The organism is Mogibacterium neglectum (assembly GCF_030644205.1).
Classification (GTDB): Bacteria; Bacillota; Clostridia; order Peptostreptococcales; family Anaerovoracaceae; genus Mogibacterium; species Mogibacterium neglectum.
In genome coordinates this window covers 1,063,183-1,074,850 of sequence record NZ_CP128647.1, presented here as the reverse complement: position 1 = coordinate 1,074,850, position 11,668 = coordinate 1,063,183, and the positions used below count along the sequence as shown (strand labels likewise).

The window sequence follows — 11,668 nt, the reverse complement described above, 5'->3', positions numbered from 1 at the left end:
TACGTATAAAGTGAAATATTAGTTAAAATATCTGAAGACTCCCTTAACCTTGCCGACAATCTTACAGTAATCGACAATTATAGGCTCCATGAAATCGTTTTCAGGCTGCAGCCTTATATGTCCCTTTTCTTTATAGAACCTCTTAACTGTCGCCTCAGTCTCAAATGCTCCGTCTACCATTGCAACAACAATATCGCCGTTAGATGCGGTCTGACCTTCTTGTACGATTAAGTAATCGCCATCATTTATTCCGACATTAACCATACTGTCACCATGTACTACCAGCAAGAAGTTATTCCCATTACCGATAAATCTAGCAGGGAATGGGATGTTATCCTCAATATTTTGCTCGGAGAGAATCGGAACACCTGCTGCAACGTTTCCTATTACAGGAAGTTGCACCATGTTGATGTCATCTGACTCAAACATAGGCTCCTTCGTATCTTTGCTAATTGAATCAACAATTGCCAGTGCACGAGGTTTGCTAGGGTCTTTTTTGATGAACCCTTGGACCTCTAGTGCTTTGATATCGCTATATACCGTTGAAGTTGATTTGATACCTATAGCGTCACAAATCTCTCTAACGGTTGGGGGAAATCCCTTTAGCTTTATAGTTTCCTTCATGTACGCGAGCACTTGCTGCTGACGTTTTTCGCTTTTTTTAACCTTTGTCATGTCAAATCCTCTATAAAGTAAGTGAGTTAAGTGTCATCTCTTCGCCGTAATTATTCCAATCATCATATATTTCACCAGTTTGTCTGATGATAATATCACCAACCTTACAATTGATTTTGCTGTATGGAAGTGTTTTGTGATAAGTGATTCTGCTATCTCCAAGCTGAAATAGGAAGCCAGTACGGAACAGTTCTTTCTCGAGTTGTCCCTTATATTCAGCGATGGAATCGATTAGCTTGAATAAATCGTCATGTTCTGTGTCGAACACATTGTCAAGCGTCAGCTTGGAGTAGTTAGCTCGTAGCTGTATTTCATGTCCAGAGAATCTATCCAGTACTTTGAGAAGCTTTTCCTTTGTGTCTGCTTCAGTTGCATCCTGGAAGATCACACAGTTAATGCGATGAGGGACTTCAAGAAGATTGAAGATCTTATCGGAGCATTCCTTGACGTAATGCTTAAGGTGTCTAGATACATTAATGCAGCTGATCTTATCTTTGTTTTTATTAAGCACAGCTGCGACTTTATGGATATCCTGATCCTCATTGGTTGGTAGTGTTGTATTTATATATATATGGTGACCATCTTTTATGTGGTCTAGGATGTCCTGAAGCGCATCAAGGTCTGCAAGAGGTTCACCTCCGGTAAGCACTATATCGTTATGTGGCAATATCTTGTCCAGCAAGTCGAGAGACCTATAACATCTATCTAGGTTGAACGATGATGTGTCTCTATAGTCATCTTTATTTACACAGAAAGGGCAGCAATTGTTACAGTCATATGGAACGAACATAGTAACCGTTGGACCCTCTTTGATAAAATCTTTCATTTTAGTTTATCCCCCTATACTAAAATCATTACATTATACCATTTCGAACAGTTGTTTGCAATTGAAATGATGATGAAATACCGGGTTATGAACATTTTTAAGCTCGAAAAGATAAATAATACAATAATGTATGGTTAATAGACCAAAAGCCTTTAAAGGTTATCAATAATCATGTATACTAAAATATGTCTTATCAATTCAATCAATTTTACAAATGAAAGGTTAAAGCAAAGATGAGGGAATTCTTTCGCGACCGGCATCTGGCTAGCAACCCATACCTCAATTTTTTCGAGGTCTATGGCTTGTTATTACTCCTGTGGATCGTGATGTCAGGAATATTTACAGTTAAATTTATAATTTATGGATGTGTTTCCTCGTTTTTGATTTCATGTTTCGTAGTAGGTTCTCTGCGCATCGGAGGGCTTAAATCTAATCGAACATATTTTATTTTGCATGCTAATTATCCAAAACTGATAATCTATTTCCTATGGCTTATCAAAGAGGTGGTTAAGAGTGCGATAGATGTTTCTAAAATCGTATTATCTCCTAACATGAAAATTGATCCGCTTGTGGTTTGGTTTAAGGCGGATTACGACAATCCGGCAGCAAGGGCAATTCTCGCAAATTCAATCACATTGACACCTGGAACTGTAACCATCGATATCTATGATAGCGGTGTTTTTTCTGTTCACGCTCTCAACCGCGAGTTTGCCGATGGGTTACTAGATGGATCTATGCAGAAGCGTATTGCAAAACTCTATGGAGAGACTATCGATTACAAGGCAATCGATGTGGTTACTGATTACGATTTCACCGAGAAGGAAGTCGTTGAACTGACATCTAAACGATTCAAGAGAAGGAGAAAGAAGTATAATGCATAACTTTTTTATAGCTCTACTTGCAGGTCTTCTCGCAATCGTTATAGTGATGGTTATAACGATGTTAATAGGGAAGACTGTATACGATAAGCTAAATGCTTTATTCGTTATAAATACGAATATCGTTATGCTGATTTTAGTCGTTGGCTTAATTGACAACAGAATGGATATGCACATAGATATAGCACTTAGCTATGCGATTTTAGGGTTCGTTACAACCGTAATTCTCGCTAAATTCATAGGAGGTAGAAGGTAATGAGTATACAAAATATCATGGCAATTGCCATTATCTCCTTCGGCTTTGTGCTTATGGCTACAGCTGCAGTTGGTGTAATAAGGTTTCCAGACTTTTTTACTAGGCTTCATGCTTCTGGCGTAGGAGAGACCTTCGGAGCGTTGATGATGACAATCGGAATAATGGTGTATACCGGATGGACATTGCTGTCATTAAAGGTATTTATCATATTCTTTTTATTACTTCTTACGAATCCTCTCGGAACAAATTTGATTATGCTTACATCGATTCATGCCAAGAATTATCATGATTACAACCATAAGAGACATATTGGAGTGAATGACGACAATAACATAGCGGAAAAGGAGGGTAGATAGATGAGTTCATTTCTTGTAGAGGCACTTCTACTACTGACTTTAATATCTATTACTCTAGTGATTATATTTGATAAAGATCTAGTGTCAGTGGTTGTAGTGTACTGCGCATTCAGCTTTGTAACGATGTTCCTATACATTATAATGGGTGCACCTGATGTAGCATTTACAGAGGCTGTAATCGGTGTCATATCAACTATTTACTTTATAATGACACTGAAGAGCATAGATAGGCGGTGTAAGTAATGCGCAAATATATTAATGTGACTTTTTTGATTGCATCGATACTGCTACTCTTTGTGCTCGTTTCTAAGATTGATGTGTTACCAGATATTGGGGATATAGATTCTGCGCCTGCGCTCCACGTTTCAAAATACTACATAGAGCATTCAGTACAGGACACAAACTCTCCCAACATGGTTACTGCTATGATTGTGGACTACCGTGCCTTTGATACTATGTTCGAGACGACGGTTATGTTTTTAGCCGGAATCGGGGTAATTATGATTCTGGCGAGTAGACCAAAGGCAAAGAATAGGATTGTAGAACCGAAGAGATATTTTGGCCACCGTTACAAGCTCGGAGCTCCCGCATATAAGACTATCAATAAGGATGTCATGATTACACTCATTGAACCACTCATATTGATATATGCATTTTATGTGCTATTTCATGGAGAAATCAGCCTCGGTGGAGGATTCCAATCTGGGGCGCTCATTGCATTGACGTATATCATTGATATTCTAGTAATTCCCGATAAGAAGAATTTATTCATGATGACAGGTAAAAATTCGGCTAGTATTGCTGGCATTGGTGTTTTGATATATGTGATGACAGGAGTTGTTCCGATGTTCAACGGAGGCTCATTCATGGATTACACATATCTACCAATTCCAGTACATGCTGCAGAACGACATGCGATTGGGATTCTGCTTGTTGAGATAGGCGTAACAATCGGAGTAATGGGCACTATTATCACGATTCTCAATGCGATTATGAAGAGGGTAAGATTTGATGATGACACAGATAAATGGACTTCTGGCAAGTAAAGGAATTTATTTTTTAACTCTACTACTTTTGTTACTTGGAGTTTACGGAATGATTTCGTGTAAGAACTACATGAAGAAACTCATTTGTATGAATATCATGCAGGTGGCGGTAATATTTTTCTACCTATGCTTTGCGCAGAAGAAAGGTGGAACTATTCCTGTTGCCCTAGATACAATAGTTAATGCTGATAAATATGTTAACCCAATTCCCCACGGACTAATGCTAACAGCAATCGTTGTAAGCTTAGGTACTACTGGTGTTGGACTTGCGTTATTAACTAGAATTAAAGAAAAGTATGGTAGCATAGAAGAGGACGATATAATAAGGAGGGAGAACCGTTTCAAATGAATGATCTTCCAATAATTATTATTTTACTGCCACTAATAAGTGCGCTATTGTCGCTCCCACTATCTAAGATACATAAGCACTTAGGAAGAAATGCGGTTGCAATTTCGATATTTGCTGCATTTATTTGCTCAATAAAGCTACTATCAAGTGTTATAAATCATGGCGTGATTCGCTATACATTTGGAGGCTATAAAGCACCGTACGGTATCGAATTTTATATCGACTCAATCGGTGCAATTATTGTTTTGATAATTCTGCTCCTCGGATTTGTTACAGTGCTCTATGCCATGAATTTTGAAGTTACTAATGAACGTAAGGTCATAGGTGGGGCATATGCTCTTATAGGTTTGTTAATAGTCGGAATGTGTGGTATGACGCTAACTGGCGACGTATTTAATCTATACGTATTTCTAGAGATTACTTCACTTTCTGGTTATTGTTTGATTGCTCTAGGTGGCAGCAGGGGAATAGTAGCATCTTTTAGATACCTTCTGGTGGGCACAGTTGCAGCTACCATGTACTTGCTCGGTGTTGGAATACTATATGCATCAACTGGGACACTGAATATGACCGATATGAGAAGCATTTTGGACTCTCAGGACTATACAGTTCAAATGACTGTCTCCATGTGCCTCTTTATCGGCGCTTTTGGTATCAAGATGCCGATGTTCCCGTTCCACGGCTGGCAGCCATCGGCTTACGCACACGCTGAACCAGGTTCTAGACCACTGATCGTCGGTATAATGGGAAAGATTCCAGCGCTGGCTTTGTTTAGGTATCTGTATATTATCTACGGTACAGATTTCAAGTATTTTAATTTGTTTCTAACTATAATCGGTGTGCTCTCTTGCATTGGTATTATATATGGGTCGATTAGAGCTATGGCACAGGAGGATATTAGAAAGATATTCGCATATTCATCCATTGCTCAGATCGGGTATATTACACTCGGCTTTTCAATAGGGAATTCCTATGCACTTGCTGGAGCATTCTTACATTTGATTGGACATGTGTTTATGAAGAGTGGACTTTTCTTCAGCTCCGCGGCAATCAGATACAGATTCGGAAACTTTGAGATTTCGAGCTTCGGTAGGATTTACAAGAAGATGCCTATTACATCTGCTCTTATCGTTTTAGCATCACTCTCGATGATTGGAATACCACCTACCGCTGGTTTCTTCAGTAAATGGTACATTGCGCTAGGGGCAGTACAGAATCATCAATTTGTGTATTTAGCGGTGCTCGTACTTAGCAGTTTGCTAAATGCAATTTACTTCTTCAAGCTAATTGAGAGGATCTTTATTAATAAACCGACAGAGCTTAATGATAGACGAGGAGGAGAAGTGCGTGAACTTCCTATATCTATGCTTATTGCGATTGTAACTTGTTTTGTAGCAATAATTGCTATAGGAATACTTAACGTAAGCATTATTGATGTGATTATGATGACTGTGAAGGGGATAGGGATATGAATTTGATTGATTTAAATGTCCGCCCGCTTCTTGCGATACTAGTCTCGTTATGTGATTCTGGACTAATATATGTGCTAGGAGATCATATCAAAGAAAACGCAAGAGAGGCTATTACCTTCATAGCTGCAATTACTAAAATTGCTCTCGTATACTCAATGGTTCCAGCTGTTCTGGCCGGTCATACCATAAAGTTAAATTTATTTAGAATAGTAGATGATGTAGTTTTTGCTTTTAATGTGGATACAGCAGGAATCGTTTTTGCATGTAGTGCATCGACGCTATGGCTCCTGACATCGATATACTCTGTTGGATACATGCGAGGTCATGGCGAGAAAAATCAGACTGGATATTATGCATCTTTTGCAATGTGCCTGTCAGCTGCAATGGGGATATGCTTTGCGGCAAACATGATAACATTCTTCATCTTCTTCGAAGTACTAACTATTGCAACTTATCCATTAGTCGTTCATTATCGTGATGCTGAAGGCACTAGATCTGGAAGAAAGTATCTCGCATATACTCTAATAAGTGGACAGATATTCTTTGCGGCTATGGTAATCGTGTACTCTGTATCGGGGACGATGGATTTTAAGCCAGGTGGGTTTCTAGATAAAAATATGTTACCAGCACCTTGGGCACTAGTTGTATTTATGATGATGATAGGAGCTGGAATCGTCAAGGCTGGTGTTATGCCACTTCATAGCTGGCTTCCAGCGGCCATGGTTGCGCCTACACCTGTAAGTGCTCTTCTACATGCGGTAGTAGTCGTAAAGGCAGGTGCGTTTGCAACACTCAGGGTGGTGCTATATGTATTTGGACCTAAACTAGCTAGAGAGTGTGGTGGAGCAACCATACTGGCATGGATGGCAGTATTAACAATTTTAATATCATCACTGATAGCGCTTAAGAAAGATAATCTAAAGGCTAGGCTTGCTTTTTCAACTATAGGACAGCTCTCATATATCGTGCTCGGAATAGCTATTTTATCTCCGATAAGCACCACGGGGGCACTATATCATCTTGTTGCGCATGCATTTATGAAGATCACACTCTTTATGTGTGCAGGTGCTATATTTGTAACTACTCACAAGAAGAATATAAGTGAGATGGCTGGGCTTGGAAGAAGAATGCCAATTACGATGAGCGCATTTACATTAGCTTCGCTCGGTATTGCAGGATTCCCATTTTTCATTGGATTTGTCAGCAAAGCGAACATCATAATGGGTGCACTTCAGACAGGACAGCTGCTCTTTGGCGCAACACTTATTGTAAGTGCAATCTTGGCGCTCACATATCTGATGCCAGTTGTGCTTATCGCTTTTAAGAGAGAACCAGTGAATCCAGAGTTCAGCACGTACGGCGAATCCAGCAAAATGATGCTAGTTCCATTACTGATTACAGCGACTGTATCAGTGCTACTAGGTGTGGCACCAAACTTCGGACTTCATCTGCTAGACCTTGCGATGAGTACGGGTGAGGCAGTGTTTGCCCCTGCAGGAGGTGTATTATGTTAAATGAGATATTACATTACATCATCCTCGCTCTTGTAGGCTCGTTGGTACTAGTGTTTACGAGTAAGGTTGTTTTAAATAAACTTTTACGCCGAGATGTAAATTATTACGAGAGAGTAGAAATACACGAAGAGATAGAGCTTCTCCAGACTGCCTCTTTAGATACATCTCATTTGGAAGGGAGGACTGATGATGATAAATAGTTTTCACCCAGGACTCCTTATGATTCTAATTGGGATGCTAATTCTCGTTCTGCAAGATAGGTTTAAAAAACCGTGTTCAATTATTGCAGCAGCATCGGGAATTCTTGGATTATTCACGCTCAATAGTAGTAGCAATTTGGTGTATCAGATTACGCCAGGTATCAAGCTAGAGATGATTCATGTTGATGGATTATCAATGATGTTCGTAATCATCTTCGGCATAATTACAGTTATCAACGCCATTTATTCATTTGACATACAGGACAAGTGGGAAAAGGGAGTTTCGGTTATATATGGAGGCAGCATTATATCTGCGACTTTGGCAGGTGACGTAATCAGTATGATCGTGTTCTGGGAGGTTGCTGCATTCAGTGCAGCATATCTAATATATGCAAGGCATACGAGGCGTTCATCAAGGTCGGCGCTTAGATATCTACTGATGCATGCCTTTGGAGGGAACATGCTCCTAGTGGGGTTCTTGCTACATGCAGCACAGACGAATTCCCTTGAAATTCCTAGATTTACTGCCTTAGGTGGCTCGGCAGCATTCTGGTTCATACTAATAGGAGTTGGTGTAAATGCAGTAGTTCCACCGTTTAATTCGTGGATTTCCGACTCCTATCCTGAGTCTACTATTGCAGGAACAGTATACATGTGCGGATATACTACCAAGCTAGGCATATATGCCATGATAAGGATTTTTTCTGGCACTGAAGCGCTTGTGTACGTTGGTGTGTTTATGGCGCTATACGGCGTGTTGATGGCTTTCCTAGAAAATGATCTTCGCAGACTGTTCAGCTATCATATTATGTCGCAGCTCGGCTATATGGTTGCAGCACTTGCTATAGGCGGAGCATGGGGAATCGATGGAGCCGTATCTCATGCGTTCAATAATATCTTATACAAAGGTGTACTTATGATGTGCTCAGGTGCAGTTATAATGGCGACGGGGAAGAGAAAAATTACAGAATTAGGTGGACTAAGTAAGAAAATGCCGATTACAGCATGGACTTTCCTCATTGCATCTCTATCCATTGCAGGTATACCATTTTTGAATGGATTTGCTTCCAAAAGTATTATTATGCACGCAGTCAACCTTGGTGGACATGAGACGGCAGCACTTTTACTTACCGTGACATCAATTGGAACCTGGCTCTCTGTAGCATTAAAGGTGAACTGGTTCGTGTTCTTCGGTAAGGCTAGAAGTGAATTCGAGGTAAAGCCGATACCTATGTGTATGAAGATAGGTATGGTTCTAGGAGCTTCAGGATGTATAATTCTGGGTGTATATCCGTCTCTTCTCTTTAGGATTATGCCGTACAAGATAGATGTAAATCCGTTTAACATTGGTCATATCCTAGAGTACATGATACTATTTGCTGGGGCTACACTAGTGTTCTGGATTTTCAGAGTTAAGATGCTTCCGCACGATGAGCTTTCATTAGATTTTGACTGGTTCTTCAGAAAGCCACTGGCAAAGTTCGTTAATTGCGTTTCAGTTGGTCTTAATAGGTTCACGGCATGGGCAGACAGTAAATCGCTGAACTTCGTGCATTTCCTTGGCGAGAGACTAGGGAATCCGTATAAATGGACAGAGAACTCAAGAAATAGTGCTATTAGAAATATTTCGTTCGAGAATGAAGATCGCGATATCGGAGTCGTAATTGAGATATCGGTTTCGATGTTTGCGCTGATTCTGATGATTGCGATGATTTACATCAACTAGATTAATTGTATAGTACAAACCAGTTGCTTTGCATAGCAACTGGTTTTTGTCTTTGATGCTGAATGATAATAGAATGTTTTATCCAATATGTAAGTTATTTCTTATTATTATCATTGAATAAGAAATACATTGCCAAAATAAGGCAAGCAATTCGGATACTCCATGCAAAATTTGTAATTCTACTTATAGAGAATTCATCAGTTGTCACGTTAATATGGTCTGAGATAAAGGTGCTTATTGGTGTAGAAAGCAAGCAAATGCATACAAGTCCTAAAATTAACTTTAAATTGTCATTACGCATGATTTCCCTTTCTTAGATATTAATTAGATTATTTATATTTAACTAAATATTATCATATTGTATGGGGCATATCTTAGACTTTATTTTAATCAATAAAGGATGACCTATTAGTAATTAAAATAGTTTAAATCCTAGTTTTTTATTGACAATAAAACTCTGTCACTTATAATTAAAGGTAGAGTATGCAAGGTCATACGAGGGGGTACACCACCTTGGGTGTAAAGCTTCGTATGACCTTTTTTTGTTGCCATATGGTTACATAACTTATGACGGTAGCTAATTAAAAGGCCAAGGAATCAGGTGAATTATAAAATCTACTATGAAAGGTGGTGAGACTTTGATTAAGGTAAACGGCAAGGAAATTGAATACTTTTCCGGTATGACCATACAAAATCTCGTGATATCGCTCTCATACAACACATCGCGTATTGCAGTAGAGAGGCTCGGTGAGATTGTACCTAAGAAAAATTATGCAGATACTCTAATTAATGACGGTGACAAGATAGAAATAGTTTGTTTTATGGGAGGAGGTTAAACAATGGGGATTTTGAAACCGTATACTCCGAAGGTGCCAAGTGTAAATGAGCTTGAAAAAGCTAAGGACGATAGATTTTCACCGGATATCCATCAGAATCTAAAGCTTGCAAGCGTAGCAATTGCAGGTGCAGGTGGTCTCGGTTCAAATATCGCAGTTATGCTCGCTAGGAGCGGAATTGGACACCTTCATATTGTTGATTTCGATATCGTAGATATAACTAATCTGAACAGGCAGGCATATACCGTTAAGCATATTGGTTCGCGAAAAGTTGATGCTATAAAAGAAATCCTCATGGAGATAAACCCTTACATGAAAGTAACCACCGACTGTGTTCGTGTAGTAGCGGATAACTGCGATGAGATATTAGGAAGTTATGACATCGTGTGCGAGGCATTTGATGGGGCGGAGTCAAAAGCGATGCTTATCGATTCACTACTGTCAATTGACTATGGCCCAATCGTGATATCAGGATCTGGAATGGCTGGATATGACAGCGCAAATGAAATAAAGTCCAGACGTATCATGGACAGGTTATTCATTTGTGGAGATGAATGCACCGATGTCGATAGTGGCATTGGACTAATGGCACCAAGGGTTTCTATCTGTGCAGGTCATCAGGCGAATATCGTAATAGGGCAGATTCTAGGAGTGGATAATATTTAATAGAGATTTAATGTGGAATTGAGATACATTGAGATGTAATTAGGATAAAGGGATTTTGATTATACGTATAAGTAGGAGCTTTAAAAATAAAAGGAGCACATAATGAATGATAAATTAGTGATTGGTGGTTATGAATTTGATTCCAGATTCATACTTGGTTCTGGCAAATACGATGTGGAGTTGATACAAGCTGCCGTTGAACAGGCGGGGGCAGAGATGATTACTCTCTCGGTCAGAAGAGCTAATACCGATGTTCAGAATATCCTTGAGTATATTCCAGACCATGTAACACTGCTTCCTAACACGTCTGGAGCAAGAAATTCTGAAGAGGCGGTCAGAATAGCAAGGCTCGCTAGGGAGCTGGGATGCGGTGACTTCATTAAGATTGAAGTCATCAAGGATTCAAAGTATCTGTTCCCGGATAATTATGAGACCATACGAGCTACGGAAGTTTTGGCAAAAGAAGGATTTATTGCGATGCCATACATGTATCCAGATCTCAATGTTGCAAGAGATCTTGTAAATGCGGGTGCTGCGACTATTATGCCACTGGCTGCACCAATTGGTTCAAATAGAGGATTAGTAACTAAGGATATGATTAAGATTCTCGTTGATGAGATTGACATCCCAATCATCGTAGATGCAGGTATAGGTTCACCGTCTCAGGCTTGTGAAGCTATGGAGATGGGGGTAAGTGCGATTATGGCTAATACGGCAATTGCGACAGCAAAGGATGTAGCGGGAATGGCAGGAGCATTTGGAAATGCCATTAAGGCAGGCAGGGCGGCTTATCTTGCTGGTCTTGGGCGCATCGTAAAGGACGGTGGAGTTGCCTCGTCTCCTCTCACTGGATTTTTGGAGGAATAGA

General features: G+C 39.7%; 15 protein-coding genes. 13 read left to right on the top strand and 2 right to left on the bottom strand.

The window, feature by feature from the left end; translation table 11 throughout:
* Positions 1-18: 18 nt before the first annotated feature.
* On the bottom strand, positions 19-675 hold the full coding sequence (gene lexA / locus QU661_RS05060; RefSeq protein ID WP_304989178.1) for a transcriptional repressor LexA: 657 nt from the start codon (positions 673-675) through the stop codon (positions 19-21).
* 10 nt (positions 676-685) lie between these two features.
* Complete coding sequence (locus QU661_RS05055; protein WP_304989177.1) at positions 686-1,501, bottom strand: radical SAM protein; 816 nt, start codon at positions 1,499-1,501, stop codon at positions 686-688.
* Positions 1,502-1,827: 326 nt separating this feature from the next.
* Here QU661_RS05055 and QU661_RS05050 point away from each other — a divergent pair, with 326 nt between their 5' ends.
* From QU661_RS05050 to QU661_RS04990, 13 genes are all read left to right on the top strand, one after another.
* Positions 1,828-2,382 carry a Na+/H+ antiporter subunit E gene (locus tag QU661_RS05050; protein ID WP_304989176.1) on the top strand — a complete coding sequence of 185 codons (555 nt, stop codon included), beginning with the start codon at positions 1,828-1,830 and terminating at the stop codon, positions 2,380-2,382.
* Positions 2,375-2,635 (top strand): MrpF/PhaF family protein, encoded by a 261-nt coding sequence (locus QU661_RS05045; RefSeq protein WP_304989175.1) that lies wholly within the window; start codon positions 2,375-2,377, stop codon positions 2,633-2,635. The genes QU661_RS05050 and QU661_RS05045 overlap by 8 nt, the downstream gene beginning before the upstream one ends.
* On the top strand, positions 2,635-2,991 hold the full coding sequence (gene mnhG, locus QU661_RS05040) for a monovalent cation/H(+) antiporter subunit G (RefSeq protein ID WP_304989174.1): 357 nt from the start codon (positions 2,635-2,637) through the stop codon (positions 2,989-2,991). Before QU661_RS05045 ends, mnhG begins: the two co-directional genes overlap by 1 nt.
* On the top strand, positions 2,992-3,234 hold the full coding sequence (locus tag QU661_RS05035; protein WP_273068191.1) for a Na(+)/H(+) antiporter subunit B: 243 nt from the start codon (positions 2,992-2,994) through the stop codon (positions 3,232-3,234). It begins immediately after the preceding gene.
* Positions 3,234-4,037, top strand: coding sequence for a hydrogen gas-evolving membrane-bound hydrogenase subunit E (mbhE, locus tag QU661_RS05030; RefSeq protein ID WP_304989173.1), 804 nt, complete (start codon positions 3,234-3,236; stop codon positions 4,035-4,037). Before QU661_RS05035 ends, mbhE begins: the two co-directional genes overlap by 1 nt.
* The gene (locus QU661_RS05025) at positions 4,003-4,386 is read left to right on the top strand and encodes a sodium:proton antiporter (protein ID WP_273138765.1); all 384 of its coding nucleotides are present in this window, start codon (positions 4,003-4,005) and stop codon (positions 4,384-4,386) included. The genes mbhE and QU661_RS05025 overlap by 35 nt, the downstream gene beginning before the upstream one ends.
* The gene (locus tag QU661_RS05020; protein WP_304989172.1) at positions 4,383-5,858 is read left to right on the top strand and encodes a complex I subunit 5 family protein; all 1,476 of its coding nucleotides are present in this window, start codon (positions 4,383-4,385) and stop codon (positions 5,856-5,858) included. Before QU661_RS05025 ends, QU661_RS05020 begins: the two co-directional genes overlap by 4 nt.
* Positions 5,855-7,372 (top strand): monovalent cation/H+ antiporter subunit D family protein, encoded by a 1,518-nt coding sequence (locus QU661_RS05015; RefSeq protein WP_304989171.1) that lies wholly within the window; start codon positions 5,855-5,857, stop codon positions 7,370-7,372. Before QU661_RS05020 ends, QU661_RS05015 begins: the two co-directional genes overlap by 4 nt.
* On the top strand, positions 7,366-7,572 hold the full coding sequence (locus QU661_RS05010) for a hypothetical protein (protein ID WP_304989170.1): 207 nt from the start codon (positions 7,366-7,368) through the stop codon (positions 7,570-7,572). The genes QU661_RS05015 and QU661_RS05010 overlap by 7 nt, the downstream gene beginning before the upstream one ends.
* The gene (locus tag QU661_RS05005; protein WP_304989169.1) at positions 7,559-9,298 is read left to right on the top strand and encodes a proton-conducting transporter transmembrane domain-containing protein; all 1,740 of its coding nucleotides are present in this window, start codon (positions 7,559-7,561) and stop codon (positions 9,296-9,298) included. Before QU661_RS05010 ends, QU661_RS05005 begins: the two co-directional genes overlap by 14 nt.
* A 638-nt stretch (positions 9,299-9,936) precedes the next feature.
* Positions 9,937-10,134, top strand: a complete 198-nt coding sequence (thiS, locus tag QU661_RS05000; protein WP_304989168.1) for a sulfur carrier protein ThiS — start codon at positions 9,937-9,939, stop codon at positions 10,132-10,134.
* A gap of 3 nt (positions 10,135-10,137) precedes the next feature.
* The gene (thiF, locus tag QU661_RS04995; protein WP_304989167.1) at positions 10,138-10,800 is read left to right on the top strand and encodes a sulfur carrier protein ThiS adenylyltransferase ThiF; all 663 of its coding nucleotides are present in this window, start codon (positions 10,138-10,140) and stop codon (positions 10,798-10,800) included.
* A 102-nt stretch (positions 10,801-10,902) separates the two neighbouring features.
* Positions 10,903-11,667 (top strand): thiazole synthase, encoded by a 765-nt coding sequence (locus QU661_RS04990; protein WP_304989166.1) that lies wholly within the window; start codon positions 10,903-10,905, stop codon positions 11,665-11,667.
* The last annotated feature ends 1 nt before the right edge of the window (position 11,668 follow it).